17 protein-coding genes are annotated in these 19527 nt (G+C 40.4%); 11 read left to right on the plus strand and 6 right to left on the minus strand.

The genetic code is table 11. The annotated features are described in order from the left end of the window. Positions 1-90 precede the first annotated feature (90 nt). From SPUTW3181_RS20665 to SPUTW3181_RS20710, 10 genes are all read left to right on the plus strand, one after another. A complete protein-coding gene (locus SPUTW3181_RS20665) occupies positions 91-645 on the plus strand; it encodes a hypothetical protein (protein ID WP_011791206.1) in 555 nt (184 codons plus the stop codon). A gap of 130 nt (positions 646-775) precedes the next feature. Continuing rightward, positions 776-2134 carry a glutathione-disulfide reductase gene (gene gorA, locus SPUTW3181_RS20670; RefSeq protein WP_011791207.1) on the plus strand — a complete coding sequence of 453 codons (1359 nt, stop codon included), beginning with the start codon at positions 776-778 and terminating at the stop codon, positions 2132-2134. Between the two features lie 381 nt (positions 2135-2515). Then, positions 2516-5560, plus strand: coding sequence for an ATP-binding protein (locus SPUTW3181_RS20675; RefSeq protein ID WP_011791208.1), 3045 nt, complete (start codon positions 2516-2518; stop codon positions 5558-5560). A 563-nt stretch (positions 5561-6123) separates the two neighbouring features. Then, entirely contained in the window at positions 6124-6933 is an 810-nt protein-coding gene (locus tag SPUTW3181_RS20680) for a hypothetical protein (RefSeq protein WP_011791209.1), read from the plus strand. Positions 6934-7146: 213 nt separating this feature from the next. Then, on the plus strand, positions 7147-8070 hold the full coding sequence (locus SPUTW3181_RS20685; protein ID WP_011791210.1) for an IS5-like element ISSpu11 family transposase: 924 nt from the start codon (positions 7147-7149) through the stop codon (positions 8068-8070). A gap of 269 nt (positions 8071-8339) precedes the next feature. Beyond that, entirely contained in the window at positions 8340-9677 is a 1338-nt protein-coding gene (xerC, locus tag SPUTW3181_RS20690; protein ID WP_011791211.1) for a tyrosine recombinase XerC, read from the plus strand. After that, a complete protein-coding gene (locus SPUTW3181_RS20695; protein WP_011791212.1) occupies positions 9670-11412 on the plus strand; it encodes a hypothetical protein in 1743 nt (580 codons plus the stop codon). The genes xerC and SPUTW3181_RS20695 overlap by 8 nt, the downstream gene beginning before the upstream one ends. A 7-nt stretch (positions 11413-11419) precedes the next feature. Beyond that, positions 11420-13543, plus strand: a complete 2124-nt coding sequence (locus tag SPUTW3181_RS20700; RefSeq protein ID WP_011791213.1) for a hypothetical protein — start codon at positions 11420-11422, stop codon at positions 13541-13543. Continuing rightward, a complete protein-coding gene (locus SPUTW3181_RS20705; protein WP_011791214.1) occupies positions 13540-13980 on the plus strand; it encodes a hypothetical protein in 441 nt (146 codons plus the stop codon). Before SPUTW3181_RS20700 ends, SPUTW3181_RS20705 begins: the two co-directional genes overlap by 4 nt. 114 nt (positions 13981-14094) lie before the next feature. Further along, complete coding sequence (locus SPUTW3181_RS20710; RefSeq protein WP_011791215.1) at positions 14095-14355, plus strand: hypothetical protein; 261 nt, start codon at positions 14095-14097, stop codon at positions 14353-14355. A 191-nt stretch (positions 14356-14546) separates the two neighbouring features. Here SPUTW3181_RS20710 and SPUTW3181_RS22025 read toward each other — a convergent pair whose 3' ends face one another. From SPUTW3181_RS22025 to SPUTW3181_RS20740, 6 genes are all read right to left on the minus strand, one after another. Further along, the gene (locus SPUTW3181_RS22025; protein WP_011791216.1) at positions 14547-14981 is read right to left on the minus strand and encodes a DUF6527 family protein; all 435 of its coding nucleotides are present in this window, start codon (positions 14979-14981) and stop codon (positions 14547-14549) included. After that, the gene (locus tag SPUTW3181_RS20720) at positions 14981-16177 is read right to left on the minus strand and encodes a ThiF family adenylyltransferase (RefSeq protein ID WP_011791217.1); all 1197 of its coding nucleotides are present in this window, start codon (positions 16175-16177) and stop codon (positions 14981-14983) included. The genes SPUTW3181_RS22025 and SPUTW3181_RS20720 overlap by 1 nt, the downstream gene beginning before the upstream one ends. After that, a complete protein-coding gene (locus SPUTW3181_RS20725; protein ID WP_041408273.1) occupies positions 16152-16418 on the minus strand; it encodes a multiubiquitin domain-containing protein in 267 nt (88 codons plus the stop codon). The genes SPUTW3181_RS20720 and SPUTW3181_RS20725 overlap by 26 nt, the downstream gene beginning before the upstream one ends. 120 nt (positions 16419-16538) lie before the next feature. Then, positions 16539-16751: a hypothetical protein gene (locus SPUTW3181_RS20730; protein WP_041408274.1), complete on the minus strand. Its 213-nt coding sequence runs from the start codon at positions 16749-16751 to the stop codon at positions 16539-16541. Between the two features lie 101 nt (positions 16752-16852). Further along, positions 16853-17395 (minus strand): helix-turn-helix transcriptional regulator, encoded by a 543-nt coding sequence (locus tag SPUTW3181_RS20735; RefSeq protein ID WP_011791218.1) that lies wholly within the window; start codon positions 17393-17395, stop codon positions 16853-16855. 42 nt (positions 17396-17437) lie between these two features. Further along, a complete protein-coding gene (locus SPUTW3181_RS20740; protein WP_011791219.1) occupies positions 17438-18523 on the minus strand; it encodes a hypothetical protein in 1086 nt (361 codons plus the stop codon). A gap of 827 nt (positions 18524-19350) precedes the next feature. Between SPUTW3181_RS20740 and SPUTW3181_RS22030 the strand changes: the two genes are divergently transcribed. Next, positions 19351-19527 carry a hypothetical protein gene (locus SPUTW3181_RS22030; RefSeq protein ID WP_198133642.1) on the plus strand — a complete coding sequence of 59 codons (177 nt, stop codon included), beginning with the start codon at positions 19351-19353 and terminating at the stop codon, positions 19525-19527.

The raw sequence follows: 19527 nt of genomic DNA on the forward strand, positions 1-19527 counted from the left end.
TCCCTTGGCAAAAAAATATCTGCTAACTAAACTCAACATGTCGACGGAGCGACGTGTGTCAATCATCACGATGAAGCAGAGGAACAGGGAATGTTAGCGCATTATTTCGATATTATTCGTTCAATATTTTTTTTAGCTTCAGCCATGTTATTTGTGGTAACCCATTCCGTTCAAGCCCGCCAAACAGGTGAACCAGAGCTAACTTTAGAGACTTTATCTCAACCGCCCAAAAATCCACAATTACCGCTAGGTACCTTACTCGATAATAATGGCCAACCTATCCATATACCCAACCAACGGCAAAGTGCGTTAGAGTATTCAACTCCAACCGTCTCGCTCGCTGAAACGCAAAAAAGCCAAACGCACGCCCCGTCAAAAAAAACTAAAAGTAAAAAGCTCAATCGCAAGCAACAGCTCACCAGCCGAGCACAGGTTGCTAATGATCCAAACTGTCGCTGGCTTGATAAGCGAATGCAACAACTCGAAGCACTAAGCAGTAGCAAACAGAATAAACCAGCACAATATCAACTTGATGAACTATCCGCTCGCCAAAAGGAATGGCAGTGTCTCAAGTGCGGAGCAGAAGGGCCTAACCAAAACGATTATTCACGTTGCCAATATCGCCGAGAAACCATGACACGCTAACTTTTATGCACTTTAGGGGCTTTGTGCAAATACCTCAGCCTTGTGAATAGACTAGTCTGTAATCACAAACCACCCTACAATGACCTTCTGCTGTAAAGCATCTCATCCTTGAAGTAAGACGGAGAAACTCATGGCTCAACATTTTGACTATATTTGCCTCGGCGCAGGTAGTGGCGGTATCGCCTCAGCAAATCGTGCTGCAATGCGCGGTGCAAAGGTTCTACTTATTGAAGCGAAGCAAGTTGGCGGAACTTGTGTCAACGTGGGTTGTGTTCCTAAAAAAGTCATGTGGTATGGTGCCCACATTGCAGAAGCGATGAACCTCTACGCTAAAGATTACGGGTTCGACGTTACAGTGAACAAGTTTGACTGGAACACGCTCGTTAATAACCGCGAAGCTTATATCGGTCGCATTCACGATGCTTATGGCCGTGGGTTTGCGAACAATAAAGTCACTTTACTAAATGGCTATGGCCGCTTTGTGGATGGCAACACCATTGAAGTGAACGGTGAATATTACACTGCAGATCATATTCTTATCGCCACTGGCGGCGCACCGACCATTCCAAATATTCCCGGCGCGGAATATGGTATCGATTCCGATGGTTTCTTTGCCCTACGTGAGCAACCTAAACGAGTTGCCGTAATTGGTGCGGGTTATATCGCTGTTGAAGTCGCTGGCGTTTTACACGCTCTGGGTAGTGAAACCCACTTATTAGTGCGTAAACATGCGCCGCTGCGTAATTTTGACCCTATATTGGTCGATGCTCTCGTCGATGCCATGGCAACTGACGGTCCGACACTGCATACCCATAGCGTGCCAAAAGCCGTCGTTAAAAATGCCGATGACAGCCTGACATTAAGTTTAGAAAACGGTGAAAGCATCACAGTAGATTGCCTCATTTGGGCGATTGGCCGCTCGCCAGCCACAGCAAATATCGGCTTAGAAAACACCGACGTGCAATTAGATTCCAAAGGCTACGTCATCACTGACGCCCAGCAAAATACCACCCACAAAGGAATTTACTGTGTCGGCGATATTATGGCTGGCGGCGTAGAGTTGACTCCTGTTGCGGTAAAAGCGGGGCGTTTGTTATCCGAGCGTTTATTTAACGGTATGACAGATGCCAAAATGGATTACAGTCTTATCCCAACAGTGGTTTTCAGCCACCCGCCAATCGGTACTATGGGCCTGACTGAACCCGAAGCGCGTACGCAATACGGCGATGATAACGTCAAAGTATATACATCGACCTTTACCTCAATGTATACGGCGGTTACAAGCCACCGCCAAGCCTGCAAAATGAAGTTAGTTTGCGCTGGTAAGGATGAAAAAGTCGTCGGTATTCACGGTATCGGTTTTGGCATGGATGAAATTCTTCAAGGCTTCGGTGTAGCACTCAAAATGGGTGCAACTAAAGCCGATTTTGATGCAGTTGTTGCTATCCACCCAACTGGGGCAGAGGAATTTGTTACTATGAGGGGTTAATGTAGAAAACCCACCTACACACGTTCGTATTGTAGAAAAACTGATAGGCCAGAGCATCGTTCTCTGGCCTTCATTTATCGACTCATCTATACACAGTCTCTTCTAATACGTTTATACACCTTTTCAATTTATCTGTGACCTAAGATATACAGTTTGGTGCTGTTAGGTTGACCAATTTTTGTTAATGCTACAGAGGGACTAGAGTAACCACGGCGATTCACATGTTAACTGTAAGAAGTTGTTACAAGTTTATGAAGTGACTCAACCGTCCGCTGAAGGTGGTAATTGCAGGTTTTAAATGTAGTGTTTAATTGATTACATGGCTTAAACCGGTGAGAATGGTTTATTGCTTTGGCTTTGGATTTCGATAAGGAATGATATTTGAGCGGTCAAGACGGAAATCGGGGATATTTAATTCAGTCAATAATTGCACTACTTGAGTCCCTTAACGACAACGATTGGACTACGGTAACAATAGAGGCCGATCACATATCAGATAAGGTAGATGTTGCTTGGCAAGGGATAAAAGGCACCAAGGTCAGCCAAGTCAAATCATCAATCAATCAAATCTCAAAATCTAATGCCGTAAAGTGGGCAAGTGAGCTTAAAGAGCAATCAAAAGCTAATGAGTACATATTAATTCTAGTTGGCCCTTGTTCGCAAAGTGTGGCGAAAATGGGCAGCTACAACACTGTTCTAATTCCTTGCCCTAAGAATATGGATATTAACGGGTTATTGAGAGAGGCATGTCATTTACTAGCCATTTTTTTGGAAAAAAACAGTATATATGCTCAATCATTTTTGCATAGGGAAGCGATGGCTAATGCTTTAGTTACTAAGTTATCGACCTTCGCAAGTCATGGAATTAGTTTATCTAGATACGATTTTGTGAATCTTTTACGAGACTGGTGTAGTTCTGTTTCTCGTGACACAAACTATATGTGGGAGCAAGTAAGTTTTGAGCATCAGAGAGGGCTAGAAAATGCAATAGCAGGAAGGAGGCTTGGCCCATCTGATGTAATTCATTGTCCAGAACTTTCTATATGTAATGAGATAAAAACTGAGTTAGATAGGTCTCATTTATACTGGATTACAGGTAATAAAGGTTGCGGAAAATCTATAACAGCTTGGCAAGTGGCTAAAAAGTTTTACGACGAGGGCTTTATTGTTTGTAGGCCAGACTATAGCTCCGAACCTGCTAAATTATTAAAATCATTAGTTAATGATAGTAATAAAATTTTGGTTATTGACGATGCACAACAATACTCAAATGATTTTATTTCACGCTTATCTGAAAGAGCTTGCTCAACATTAAAAATAATATTTACTAGCACATTCATTGACTTTAACATCCCCTCTCCAGCCTTAATTTCTCCGTCGTTAGCCAATAAAGAAATTCAGAATGCACTTATAAAGCGAAGAAGTGAAGTATTACCTATAGTACAGAGTTTTGATGATGATATCAGTGACAGCTATATGGGAACTTCCCTTGAAAATAGGCTTATACAATGTTCCACACAAAAATCGCCTTGGGAATTTTTCTGGGTTTTAAGAGGTGGCTGGAAAACTGCGAGAAAAGAATTTGAAAGAATTCAACAGATTACCAATGCAAATCTAATAATATCAATTATTGCCGCTAGACAGATCAGCAGTTGTGACGCCGGTATTTCAATAAGTCGTTTGATAGAGTATACAGAAACTGAAGGGGTGAAACCTCAAGAGTTTGATAAAGCTATATCCCAATTAGAGTCTCTGGGACTGATCACTATATCTGATGATATTCTAAGAACAAAACATATCAGCTATGCAGATAGGTTGATTAGTGAATGCTTTAATAGTAAAAACTACAATTCTTGGCCTGCCTCAGTAGATATGGTGTTGAAAATATTATTGGATGATACAGTGGGTCTCGAAGGGGTTTATTGGTTACTTCAATCTATTGACTTAACCGATGCTACTAGATTCGAAAGTAAAAAGTTATGGCTTTCGATGCTAAATCCATTGAAGACTAGATGTAAACAAGAATGGAAACAAAGTGAATGGGCAATAGGTTGTTACTACTATCTTATTCGTTTTTTTGATATTTCAAGCGAAGAACTTAATTCAGATGAAGAGCATCTTTTGCAGTGGTTTACTTCAGGTTTCGGTAGAAAGGCGATTTTCAGCCAAGAAATTGCTAACCATCTTATCAATTTAGGAAATAGGATAGAACCAAACCTGTCTTCAGAGCAAGTTAAACGCCTATTTGAGAAAGTAGATAGTGATAGGCTTGTCCGACTCGCAAATGAAATATCAGTCAGCGATTTTTATAGCTTTGGTGAGTTGATAAATAGATTAACTTATTTCCACCCAACATGGGTAGAGAACTTTTTATTGAGTTTTGATTGGAGTAGAATTGCAAAATTAATAAATAAGACTATTCCAGAATATCGAGGTTCAGTAGATAAACTAATTGAAAGTGTATTTTTACTAACAAACTTAGGCAAAGAAAAAATTGATTACAGATATGTGACTGATTCAAAACCATTCATTATTAAGTGTTATGAAGCTGACCCTATAAATGCAGTTAACGCTTTTACCGGTGTATTCTGGCGTTGCCTAGGTTTTTATCCTCATTTCTTAAGAGGGGGAAGAAACCCAACCACGCAACAGCTCAATATAGCAAAAGATATTGTATCAAAGTTATCACCAGAGTTGATGGCTAAAGCAATGTATAATTTGGTTTCACGCGACCTTGAAAATCTGGCTCGCTCCCTGTCTGTAATTAGTGAAATAGATGAGTGTTTTATACAAAATTTACTCGTAAAACTTGATCAAAATAGATTTAATAAATCTATTAACACAGATTGGAAAAAGCAGTCAGATGAACTTCAACATCTGATTAGTTTTTTTGGTGTTAAAAGCAAAAAAGAGCCTGCACGTTCTTGGATTTCTCTAAACAGAGATAATATCGAAGGAGCACTACACCCAATATTCATTGGCTTAGCGCCAGAAATAGCTATTGAATTTTTTACCGATGGAACGCAATTAAAGTTATTTGATAAAGAAAATAGATGGCATGATACTGTGTTTGCGCTGGCATCTCTAGCAGAACATGATGAAAATACTAGCATTGAGATAGTAGAGAAATACTTTGATGAGATTGAAGATTCGCTATATAAGCTAACTCTAGACCCTCCTCATCTCATCTTAATTTTTTTTCGCATCATTCATTCATTATCTATAGATTTATTCTCAAGATTGGTTTGTAGGATTAATTTAGAAGATCCTAGGGCCTTAAAAACCATCAATCAGCTAAATAAAACTCAAGAAAAAGAAAGAAAAAATTATTTAAAACTGGCTAGACTAGCAATGGGGCTAGGAGGAGAAATAGCAAATTTGGGTCAAAGTTTGAATGATAAATTAAAAAATAATAAAAAAGGCTGAAATAAGCACATAAATATGCCATACATTTGGCAATCCGGAATGTAAATTACTCGCTTAGATTCCTAACTCGGAACTTTTACAATTGTAGTTTGTAATGGTTTAATGGATATTCGTAGAAAAATTACACTTTATCACTTGAGTTATTTTTTGTTAGTCTCTATTTTGTCATGATATGGACACATTTATGTCAATGTCTGGTCACATGATTTAGATAAGTATTTGTTTTCCTCAATACTATCATGTCATCATTTGGTTTTTACGACATATTTAATGGAAAAAGCTACTTTAAAAGTAGCTTTTTATTGGGACATTTTTTCAATGAGATCAAGCTAGCAAACTTAAGAAGGATCTTTACGCGAGAGTACTTATCTTTCTTTAATACATAAAAATCTCAGATGTAGTTATATAACAAACAAGCAGCACATTATGTATAAATTTTTGCACGCTTACAGGCAATTTATTAAAATGTTTAAATAACATTTAAGTCTTACACTTGATACTGTTTTCATACACAGTACTTGTGTGGTTAAATTATTAAAAATCATTAGATAAGAGTGGTTATTATGGAACAAAATAAAAAGAAACTACGCATCAAGCTTCTTAGTTGGATCGCAGCACTTTGCATAGCACAACTCATGGTAGAAAAAGTGTTATTCGATATCCCTAAGCTAATGATGGATAAGGACATTGAATTCTATCAGCCAAAAAGTGAATTAGAGTCTAACTTGAGAGAGATGAATTTATATATTCATGAAAAAAATTTAATTTCAAAGCTTAGTATCGAAACTGGTGAAAAAACCGTTAATGATGAATATATGGCTATTTTGCGTGAATACCATAGCCAAATGTTAGAGTTGTATAATATTATTTCATCCAAGCCTTTTTTGATGTCGATCGAAAAAATGTCTAATAATATCGGCATATCTGTTGGTTATACCAATTCAGAACAGTGCTTGTTCATTAATAATTCAAAAGAAATATACAATAGATTAGTCCAGGAATATCCATCACTAATTGAAAAATTAAGCCAAAGACCGGATGCTATTATGCGTATACATCAGCGAATTTATAGTGTTAAGCCGGAAAAAGATGAAAGTGGCGAGTACAACGTTGATGGAATGACCGAACGAGTAGATATTATTCGAGATCTGATGGAAGATCCATATTTAGCAGTTAGAAAAAACAATACTGAAGCATTGCAAGAAATTAACCAGTTCCTAGTTCGTTTTGATGATCTTCATGCTATATATACTCGTTGTGCTGAAAGCTATAACAGTGAAGTGAAAAATATGACAGGAATTAGGGATGTTGTTAGTTTCTTAATCTTCATAGTATTGACTTTACTCATTTACCGTAAGGAAATTATCAGTTAACACTGTAGATGTCGGCTTATAACAAATCTCTGCGCCGACGGCGAGTATGCAATCCCCCCCCGAGAAACCGATGTCACCACTAAGAGTCCGTCGTGAAAACTAAAGTTTATTTACTTGCTTAGATTTTAGCTCCGGCTTTGTTTCCTAAATCAGTTGAACTAAAACCATAGCTGGTGATCTGATCGGCATAGCCTATCAACTCACCCATCAATCGTGTCAAAACCTCGCTATAAAACAACCAACTGGAAGCAATACAATCAAGCCTTAATCAATCGTGGCTCACTTACCTTCTGGATTGATGAGGACGCTATCGCCCAGTGGAAAGCTAAGGCCGAGCAACCAAGGAAAGGTCGCCCACACGTATTTAGCGACTTAGCCATTACCACCGCACTGATGGTTAAACGTGTTTTCTCTATGCCACTGCGAGCGTTACAAGGCTTTATCAACTCGGTGTTTAAACTGGCTGATATTCCGCTTTCGTGCCCACATTACACTTGCATCAGCAAACGAGCGAAAGCCGTCAAGATTGCTTTTAAAACCAAGACGCGTGGCACCATTGAGCACTTGGCTATCGACTCGACAGGCTTGAAGGTTTATGGCGAAGGTGAGTGGAAAGTGAAGAAACATGGCACAGATGGCAAGCGCCGCGTGTGGCGTAAGCTGCATATCGCCGTCGATACCCATAGCCATGAAATTATTGCAGCAGAACTGAGTTTATCCGGTGTCACTGATGCTGAAGTTATGCCGAATTTGCTCAAGCAAACCCATCGAAAAATCCGAAATATTTCAGGTGATGGTGCTTACGACACAAGAGCCTGTCACGATGCGGTTCGTAGAAAACGCGCTTTAGTACTCATTCCACCGAGGGAAGGTGCTGCACTCTGGGAACAGGGACATCCGCGTAACTTAGCGGTCAGTTGGCAACAGCTTCATGGTTCAAATAAGCAGTGGAAAAAACGGTATGGTTATCATCGGCGGTCAATCTCAGAAACTGCCATGTACAGGGTAAAGCAATTACTTGGTGGCAGATTGAGCCTGCGAAATTATAACGGTCAGGTGGGAGAAACTTACGCGATGATAAAGGCTTTGAACAAGCTTACAGGGCTAGGCATGCCTGAAACTTACCGTGTAGTTTGATATTTAAACGATTATGAGGGGCTTTGTTCGCTGAATCGATTTAGGAAACAAAGCCTTTAGCTCCACCAAAAAGTCGCTTAATAAAGCGGCTTTTTTATTGGAGCATCATTTGGTAATCCCCCAAAAAACTTTCACATGTGAAAGTGCTAGCAACTTTTACTATTCAATGAAAGCGCTCAAACTGCCCCAATTGGTACATTGTAGGCCTTAGGATCTCGATAGCAGTAGCAGATACTGAATGAACCAACAGTTATTACAAAGTTCATCCCGTGGCTTATTTGATCAAATCAGACGACGTACATATAGGTGGTGAAATCATCACTGAAACGGACCCTATAGAGTTTCTGAATGGCCGAAATCTAGGGTCATTGCCTACTATTTATGACCAAAACTGGGGATATGTTGCACCAGTAAACCACTGGTTCATTCATCTTAAAGCGAACAAACGACTTGAAAATCTAAGTTCCTACGCAAGAGCGCTTTTGCATTATTGGAATTTTCTTGAATCAGAAAAGTTAACCTGGGACGTGTTCCCCTTAGCAAAGGGTTTAAAGCCTACATATCGATATAGGAATGACAAACTTCTCAAGAGTGTTAAAGCTGGTGAGCTGGCATACTCAACTGCAAAGACGTATATGACTCATGTCGTCCAGTTTTATTTATGGACAGCACATGAACGTTATTACGACATCAGCGAGAAACACAAACCCTTCGAAATCGAATTTGTAAGAATACAGAGAAGCGACATGCTGGCTCATATGATGCCTAAATTTCTGGTCCAAACTACAGATTTGCGCATCAGAACGCCGAGGGATGCAACCAGCAAGAATATTCGAGGGCTAAAGCCCTTAACTCAAATTGCACTCACTCATTTAGCTCTGCATTTACGTAACACGCCTTGCGAATTTCGGCTGATCTGTTTGCTCGCAGCTCAATGCGGCTTACGTATCCAAGAAGCGTCGGGATTGACTTTGACCGCACTAGAGCAATCGGTTCAACGCTCAGGTTCTATAACTCATTTCGAGTTAACAATAGGACCAAGTAATGGTGTACCTACGAAATACAATAAAACTCGAACTATTGAGATAACAAGTCGCCTTTTATCAGATTTGAAAACTTATGCCATTAGTGAGCGGCGAATGTGCCGACTTGACAAACTTCTTAGCAAAATTGAGTTCAACAAAGGCATCAATGACATAAAAAAGTCCCACTCTGTTCATGTCTCAAAGGAAAAACTCGACGCCCTGACCACAGCCCAGCGATATGAACCCTTATTTATTAGCCAACAAGGTAATCCATACGACCCAAACACAATAGGCTCTCGCTTTGGAGAAGTTCGCCGCTCAATAATTAAGTCAGGAATACAATTTGAGCATAAGTTTCATGATCTTAGATGTAGTTATGCAACCTACCGACTACATAGCCTACTTGAAGCAGGTATTGAGCCTGCGAATGCACTGAGCTTACTGATGGGGTGGATGGGACATAAGAATGAATCCACGACATGGAAGTACTTACAGTACCTCAAAAGAAAAGAAGCGTTAAAAGAGAAAATATCTGTACTAGACAGCATTATGCATCAAGCATTAGAGGAAGCTAATGAGTAAGACATTGAAATTAATAGCCCCCTGGGTTGAATATCTTTGTATTCCCATACGAAACGGAGCAAACGCACACACACTCTTGGACTTTAATCGATTCAGGTATCGCGGGGTTCCTAAAACACATGAAATAAAGCTGGGAAATGTTCAGCTATTAGACCGTGATGATATAGCACAGAGAATGTTCATCGCTATCACAGGCAAAGAAGATGTGTCACCAGCGACTAAAGGCAACATATTTCTAGCCGCGAGAAGACACTTTGCATTTTGCGATGCACAAACGCCCCCACTCCAACCGTTATCCGAAACAGCATATGTTAAAGAATTAGAATATAACTCTATCCGTCAGCGACGAGGAGAAATCAAAGATAGTACTGAAAGCAGGAAGCGTGCTGATTTGTCTTCCCTATATCAGTGGCAAGACCTATCAATTAAAAATATCAAGCCACTAAAAATACGACACTCTGGATGCTCTCAAACAGAACCGACTCGCGGATATAGTGATGCAGATTTAAAACTGTTGCTTCCGTTGCTAAGAAGCATTTTTAAGCAATTGTATCAACAATTTATTGTTGACCCACAGCTTCATTTTCAGGCCAGTCCAAACGAAAAAACAATGGTGTTTTCCTGGAAGGGAAATGATTATCCAGTGTCTGGAGGAGCGTCTAAAATCTTTTATGCCGCAACCTTTCTCCTTAGTTATTACACATGGAGTAACAGTACCGTCTTATATAGTTTAAGACGCCCGCAGACCAGCACACATGCCATATCAAGTAATTGGTATCAAATGCCAGCGTTTAAACGACGAGCATTCAAGACCGTCACTGTAGAATTAGGTGATCATGGCCGAATCGAAATCCCTAAGTACGCTACACAGTTTTTCGATCAACTATTGATAGCATCCAAATTGGTTGATCCTTCACCAAATGGATTGCTCTTACCAGCCTATAGCTATCGCAGCAAAAAAGTACAAATGATGAGTGGAAGCCTGCTCAATGACTTTAAGGCGAAGTGGTTTACAAAGAATTTCCCAATGACCGATGAGCGAGGAGAAATACTATGGCCTGTACCAAGACGCTTCCGCGCCACAGGCAGTCATCTAACTTTGGCACTTAAAAGTACACTGGAAGCTGCGATTCTTCTGGATAACACTCCTAGGACTATCGCCCTCGCATATTCAAGTGGAAACCCTCATGAAAACGATCTGATGAACCGAGATACAAGTCAAACTTTGGAGCAGATCGTTCGCGACAGACAAGGTGTGGAGTCAGCAAAACAAAAGGTCAGAGAGGCACAAAAAGTGGAAGTACTTGCCTATGAAGCGTACATCCGACGAGCATCTCCTCCCATTCGTAGCGCTCACGGCAGTTACTGCAAAGATCCTATGGGCGCTATGGCTGAGAAGTTTACATCAAGAGCACGAGCACATGGACTCATAACTGAGAATGAAAGCCTAGCATGTGCCGATTTACTCAAATGTTGGAGCTGCGGACATCAAGTTCTTGTCGAATCGGTGACTGACTTATGGTGTGCTCTTAGTTTTCGCGAATGCATTGAAGAATCGGCATACCTGCATATAGATAATGCTCATTATCAGAAAAATTTTGGTGAAGCCTTAGCAAAGATTGACCTCCGCTTAAAACAATTAAGTCCCAAAATTGTTCAGCAAGCCAGAAGAAAATTAGCAGATGAAGGTCGTCATCCCCTGTGGATGGATATAGATAGTGTCAATATTAGCTGAGGACAAAATGAAACCACTATTACATTTGCCAATTGAAACGCCTAGTTCACTCCATCTTTACACCCAAGATGTGGAACGATTAGTCAAAGAGCGTAACTGGGACAAATTGAACCAAGTACCTGTATGCATAGATCAACATCAAATATTAAGAGCATACTTTGGCCAAAATCGTTGGGATTGTAGCCCATATGCCTCGGATAAAGGCAGCGATAAAAACCAACGAGAATTTGATTTCTCTTATTTAGCGGATTCTCCTAACTTGCTTCTTGAAGCTAAGCTTATCGTTTATGGATGGTTATACGAACAAGGGCATTGCTTTGGGCAAAAATGCAAATTGTCCACTTTAACCTCTAGATTTAATATGGGGTTAAAAAGAGCATTAGTCAGCCTGAAAAACAATGGTTCTAATAACCTTGTAGAGTTGAATAATTATGATGTCTGGCAAAAATTTGAAATGGATTTACAAAGTGAGTCATTAAGCAAACGCACAATTGAACTTGTTTTCACAGCTCTTCAATCAGTTGAAAGGCTGAATCCGTGGCTTCCTTTTGAGTTATTGCTACCAAATACCAACTATAAACAGTTAGCGAGAAAGCTGGCAGACCAAGAAAAATTAGAACATAAGCAATCACTAGCCATACCGCAAGCATTAGCAAATCTACTGTACGGGCAAGCAATCTGCGATGTAGAAAGAGCTTGGCCCCATAAAGAAAAACTAGCCCAACTCGAACGCGATTTACAAGCAAACTATGATATAGGTCGTACAGCAGTAGACTATAAACTAGCCACTGGTAGATGGAAGTGGCTTTATGATGTGGAAGGCAGGCTTAATAGCAAAAAATACGTTGAAGAAATCAACAAAGCGACACCTCGCTCGCAATCAGAAATCATCATAGAACATCTTGGTGGAACAGGATTACTACCAGATGATAGTGTTGATGGGAACTGGCTATTTACATGGCGAGCGAATCTTCAAGCCGCTTGTTTTGTATGTTGTGGCGCATTCAGCGGAATGAGAGTTAGCGAACTGTTTGAACTCCATGAGGATAGTTTTCGCACATACACTATCAATGGACAACTATTTCACTCTGTATCAGCGGCAACGCATAAGCTTGCTGCTGGTAGAAAAAAAGAAGAGTGGCTCACCAGCCCTATTGTAGAAAAAGCCATATCGCTCGCAATTTCATTGAGCGCATGTGCCCGTGAACAATTGGTAAAACTTGCAGCGCATAGTAGCGATCCTGGGCAAGTTGATAAATTATTGGAAATATCAAGTAACTTATGGCTTAGCCAAGCACAACGGAAAAACTTACCAATCCTCATATCTCGCACAAAATGGAACGACAAACTAAAAAACTATGCAAAAAGAGTTGGTGCAATCGTTGATGAAAAAGCATTGTCTGAATGTCGTCAGCTTAATCCAAGAAATGGGGGAGCAATAGAGGACAAAGTTAACTTAGGAGAACCTTGGCCTTTTCTCACCCACCAATTTCGACGCACTTTTGCCTGTTTTGCCGTCCGCAATGGACTGGGCCACCCTATATCCATTAAGCAGCAATTCAAACATATCCATGTTCGCATGAGCGAATGGTATGGGAATGGCGCAATCGAATCCCGCCTACAGGATATAAAGGTAGATAGTGAGCTAATTAACTTGCTCAACGAAGTAAAACTTGAACAAACAACGGCGCACTTTGATAAATGGTTCAGTAGTGATGAAAAGCTAACGGGAAGCTTTGGTAAAGCTATTGTCGCCATGCGTGACGACAAACCTGTGATCTATAGCAACTGGGATGGCTTGTATCGATTGGTTAAAGAAAAACGATTAACTTTACATGGCACTCTACATAGCTATTGTAAAAATGGCTATGAATGTGACATGGATGGAGTAATAAATGCTGCATTCTGTGTCGATTGCCGTGGCGGCGGTAGCGTCGTGGATGATAAAAAAGCGTCATGGTGGCAAAAGAAACATCAAGCGTTGAGTAGCTATCTGAAGCAGCAATCCAATGTCAGCCATGCAGAGTATGCTCACTGTATTACACAGATTCGAGCTGCCGAGAAAGTGTTGAATGATTTTGGACTGAAATTTGAAAAATATCAGCACCCATTGCAGGTTATCGATTTATGAAAAAGTCAGAAAATACACTTCTCAAGCTTGAAGCGGCTTTGCAACGAATCATCGAACGAAAAACCAAACGAATACCCGATCACCGTAAATTATCGGTTCGAGCTGTAGAGGAAGAAGCCGGATTGGGAAATGGCAGTTGCTATTACTATCCAGATTTTAAGCTCAGAGTTCAATCAGAAGTACAAAAACTAAAGTGCCTTACGCCTGATACCGCCGTTCGAGCCGATGTCGAGATTTTGAGAGAAAAGCGCAACCAAGAAAGAAAGATAAAAATTCAGTATCGTGAAAAAGTTGCTGTATTGAACCAAAGATTAACTTCAATGGCCGCAGAACATCATCAACTAAGTCATGCTCTAAGGAGTGCTCTTTCACGTATTGAAGATCTTGAACTTCAGATAGTTGAGCTCAAACAGAGCCAGATTGTGAGAATCAAGTAATTGTATACCTGAGCTAGTTTTACTACCCTTTGCTGGCTAAACTAGCCAAACAAACAGAGCCAGGAAAACTTTCACATGTGAAAATTTTCCTGCTTAACCTCAAAGGCAGAGAAGATGGGTAGAAAACTTGAAGACATCATTGCAGAGCAGCCTCAAGAGGTCGTTTACACAGCCGAAGAGATAGCGTCGAAGCAGTTGATTCAGCTTCGCCTGATGGAGCTACTAAAGCGTATCGGTGCTGATGCAGGTTTCCAAATTGATAGCTGTACTATCGATAGCCTACAGCAGTTGAAACAAATTGTTGAATCAGGCGGAGGAAAACTCCGTCTTCATATTGACCTACGAGATGGCTCAAGCCACGGTTTCAAGCTGTGACATTCCTACTTTCACATGTGAAAGTGACAATTCATACGAAAGCCAGTAAATCATTAATCCTTAAAAAGTCATTTAAATCATATTGTTAAGCATGACTTTTTTAGCCGAGATGAAACGTTCTGGTGTTGGGTTGATGTCGTATGTGGCAATTGTTTAAGCCGCTTCTTGAGAAGCGGCTATTTTGTACCAATTCATCTGAGGCTAAATAGTGATCGTATGAATCTCCAAGATTTAACCAGCCAACCAATAAAATTCGACCAAGCAATCGGACCTGCTTTATTTTTATCAGCTATGTAATTCAGTTTATCCACACGATCTCTTACTTGTACGGCTTGTATTTGTTCAGGGCTAAACTTTGGAGCCCAGATTATCCTGTTATTATTAATAAAATAGTGAGATTTGCATTTGTAGTTCCAATTACCAATAGACGGGTAAAGCGACACAGTATTTACGCCATTTTTGAGCTGCCAGTCTGCGGGGGACAGAGGTGTTACTACTTCCTCTCCACACCCACAGCAACATTTATGGATCGCAGTTTTATAGGTTTCACTGATGTACAGTTTTCCCTGCTCAATATTTTCTGGAATAAATTCCACAAATACAGGCGTAATATAGTGCACTGCCATCAGTCCTCCTCGGGGCCATCATCTCGGGTGAGAGATTGAAGCGAAAGCGTGTAATTCAGATTGTGAGCCTGTCCCTGATCCAGATAGAACCCCATGTACTGCTTCCAACGCATGACGGCCAGTGCTGCATTCATCGCATTCAAGTCAGCGACCTGAATATTGCTCTTGTATAACGCCTCATCATCATCGTCATGTAAGTTGGCCCTTTGTGCCAAATGAAGATTCTTTTCATTAGTAACCAGTGTGACTCGGCACGTGCCACGCAGTTGTAAACTGGCATCTTCGACTATCTCAATTCCCATCCCGACATCAATAAATGGAATCCCTCGATTAACAAGATGCTGAGTCACAACTCGGCGCGCTTGACCGTTATCAACAGCAACAAAAACAAAAGTGAAGCTGTCCAACTCATAAACATTCTGCTCGTCCAAGAAGTAGGGATGTGCAACAACTCCATGTCGCATTGCACTATAGACATCAAAAAAATAATCAACTTTTTTGGGAGCAGACTGTAACTGTTCTAGCGATGCAGCACCAGGAGCCCTGAACGCGTTATGCGGCTCGAAGTCATCAGCATCGAATAGATGAATCTCAGCAATCGGAGTCTTGGCAAGTAAATCCAAAATAAAACTACCTGTTCCTCCAACCCCAACTATAGCTATACGTGAACCTTCGAGTTTCTGTGTTATTGCAGTAATACCTGCACGTGAAGAGGCCGTGTCGGGGTAACAAAAGACCGAGCTCTCATCTCGCTGGCCATGTACAATACCTGTTCGACCATCTGCATTTGAATCGACTAAGCGAGCCTGACTAACAAATAGAGTGTGGTAATGAACCACCTTGTCATAAAAATTGCTAAAATCCTGTCCGTTAGGTTTATTTGAAAGATAAAAGTCGACACCAAACTCATCGAAGAGAACATGTTGGTTAGGGCTATTTACCACCTCCGTCATGGGTCGCCCTTTGCCATCATGAGGATATTCACCTTTAAACCACATCGTATGATCTTGTGGCCGCGTGTCTTGCTCGCCATTTTCAACAAAGGGGCAAGCAAGAGTCGCAAATTTTACTTCACCAGACTGATTCAGGTAGGGGATGGAATGTACCAACAGATGTTGGCGCACAATATCTATCTCAAACCCTTCTTCAATCAGTCGGAGGATCGACGGGTTATGAACGGTTAGTTTTGATGACATCGAACTTCATCCCATTTCTAATTGCTACAGATTGCCCCTCTGCCAGAGTTCCGTCAGGAATCTGAGGACCGACGTAGGTCACTGTGTAAGTGATATTAGGGTCGACTTGCCCAGGAAATGCCAATTCAACGACCTCCCCGTAGCTGATTCGTTCCCCATCGAACTGTTTAGGGCGTGCATTGACTATGATGTTAACTGGCTTATTTTTATGACCGTTGCCATGGTCAGAAGAATGAGACATATTGTCCTTCCTTTAATTTGATTATTGGCAAGGTCTATTGCTAAGGTTATACTTGTCTTCGCCAAAAGTTAGTAAAGCTTAGATAGAGCTTGCGATTCAGGGTTTGAGTTGCTTGATAAGCTAAAGAAAAGCCTTAATGCAAAAGCATTGGGGCTTTTTTCGCTGCATTTTCACTTTCCAATAACAGTTGCCAGCTGTTTGAGACGTTGCCCATATTTCCTCGGCTTTTTCTTGTATCTCCATATTTCCTTTGTGTTTTATGAGTCCTTCGTCGAAGGCTTCTTTCATGGCCACCTTCCCAAGATAAGGGGCAAACAACGTGTTGGTGTTCATCGTGTCAAACCTCCTGGTTCAATATTTTTTTTTAACCAGAGTCTAAGAATCCGCGCTCGAACACATGTTAACCTTAAATCTGATTAAATCAAGTTTTTTAATCAGATTTTTCCAATCAATTTATAAACAAACTCTTTACCGCCTGATTCCGCAATCTCTTCAGTACGGTTAACGTAACCAAACTTAAATAGGTTCTTCAGTCTAGTGCTCGCATTTTGTGTGGAAATATCAAATGCTTTACTAATTTCGCTGGTTGTTGCTCTATAGTGCTTTAGCAGGTATCCAATCAACTCTTTCTCAGATTTAGTCATTTCTGGACCTATGAATGAAGCGTGCATGCCCTTCCATATAGTCATTGGCTGTTCTTTTGCTATCGCTCCATATGTCCAGTTGTCTACTAGGTCTTCATCTACAATGTTGGTTAGATAGAAAAATTTATTCCCTGCAAAGTGTTTTGCCAAAGCCATAACACTTTCTCTAGGAAAAGATGCATCAGTAGCTTCGATACCCTTTAGGGATATCTCAAAAGTTTCGACAGACGGGTGGGCTTTGACAGCTCTAAGAAGTTCACTGTAAACGGCCTTACCTTGCACATTTCCATTGGGGTGTGTGTCTTTGGTGTAATCAATCAAATCTAGACGCATAGGTTCTGATTCAGTTTTTTTATTTAATGAGAATATAGCATATTAATCAAGGTAAAAGTCAAAGCAGATGTGAGTTCCAAGAATTTTCTGTAATTTGGTCTTGGATGTGTAATCATGCAATGCTCCTTGTTGGTACTTCAACGTCAGTTCAAAGGTCTCTTGCCTAACGCAAATAGTAGCATCGAACTTTGCTGCATTTCTGGCACTAACTTTTAACCCTAAGCCTCGTCCTTTGAAGTCAGCATCCTGCGCTCCACTGACCCCCCCAAACTCCAAAACCTCTTTCAACAAATTAACATCTGAATCCTTCCCTTTTAGGGGATACTTTTTATGTAGCAATGGGTATCTGGATTTCAGCACAGGTCTAATAGTCCCTATGATCCCTCTACCACTATCAGAGAAAATGGTTTGAACCTTCTTACGCTTTGCACCCTTTCCGTAAACTTGAAGTGCTGCGACACCTGGAATCGGGGTCTGCGAATGCTCGATAATGTTGTTGATATACTCTGCAATGAATCCAAATGCGGTATTTGCATACTGATCACCAGCTAGCTCAACAAAGGCATCTTTCAAGCGCTTTGGCAGATTTGATTCCTCAGTTCCAGCAGGTATCGACACAAATTCCATTAGTTTTATGTTTTTACCATAATGCGTAGAGTAGTCCTGCACTTTTGGGAAAACCTGAACAGCTTGGTTTAGCGCATCAAACAAGCCGACACGACAGAGATAAGAAAACGACTCAGAACACTCTGAAAAATCAAGGATAATTTCCTTTCCAACGCAAGCAAGCTGGTTAACTAGCGATAAAATCCGAGCTATAGCGCCAAGCATTATTGAGCAATTATGAAACTCAAAGCGAATCTCAGGGGTAGAGTCTAACCATAGATCCGGGGACTTTGATAGAATATCATCAAAGTCTAATGCACTAAGCCACCCAGTTTTCTCCACACTTACGACAACAGACTTTGGGCGTATAAACCACAACCGGTCTATTTGCTGAAAGTCGTCAGTTGCATCGTTATAAAGAAGTGAATTTACGTCTTTTTTGTCCAGTCCTAAGAGCTTTGCAATTTCTCTTCCTTTCAAGCCTGGTTTTTTGTTAAGTAAATCAATTATATCTGCTTTCATGGTGCGCTACTCAGCAAGACTCCCAACCGCTGCAAAAGGATGACTGAACTCCGGACAGCTCTATTGAATATATTGATACGATTCTTTTTTTTTCAAGTGGATACAATGATAAAACCTATAAAAATAGTTGCTTGAATTATAGATCCATTCTGGTGAAGGCCTCGTTAGTAAATGTTTTTAGACGTCAATGATTCCCACCCCATTTAGGAAGGCAAGTGCGAATGTTTGGGAGTTGAGGGCGCAATATGCTTTTTGGTTAATGTGAAAACTCTGGAAATTCTAGTGTAGGAACTAGGATTTTAGAAAAATTCTACTCAAAAACTGATTTTTCAGGAAAATGAGTGGAAAGTGTTGATAGCAGTGGTTTTGCAGAAAAATTCCAGACTCTGGGTGTGGTAGTATCGAACTACTATGCGCTAGATGCGTAAGTCAAAAGTCATTGCATGTTGTAACAAAGCGTTTTAGGAACGAACGCAAACCCAAGTGCATGAAATCTAAGCACCTAAAGCTTACGTTCCTTAACATAATCGATTTTATATCAACGGATTAGACACTCTGTCTAGTCCGTTTTTTTTGCCTTATTAACGCTTAATACTAAGACATAGATAATCAAATATTCGTTTTAATTTTACCTTTCACCCTTCCAAAATAATCAGTAATCAAATTATTTTTAAACCGTAAAATCAAGCCAGACTTGGCCACCTCAAGCAGCAAAATATCATTTTAGGTTGAGTTTTAACCCTAAAAATGCGTTAATATAGTTAGAGTACTAATAAAATAAAGTGCTATCCCCATCTGTTTTAATCCCAATAAACCAAGGAAATATTATGTCATCGACAAAAACAGCGGATGAAAATCCCATCTCACAGGCCATAGGTTCGGCCCGCACTCACCTTAAGGAATTAATGCAGTTTATGTGTTTATTCGCCATTTTAAGCACCTATCTCTTTGTCATTTTGAAACCGAGCTTCATTCAAAATAACAAAGCGTTAGGAGGAAAATAA

Origin of the sequence: Shewanella sp. W3-18-1 (genome assembly GCF_000015185.1) — a bacterium.
Taxonomy (GTDB): Bacteria; Pseudomonadota; Gammaproteobacteria; order Enterobacterales; family Shewanellaceae; genus Shewanella; species Shewanella putrefaciens.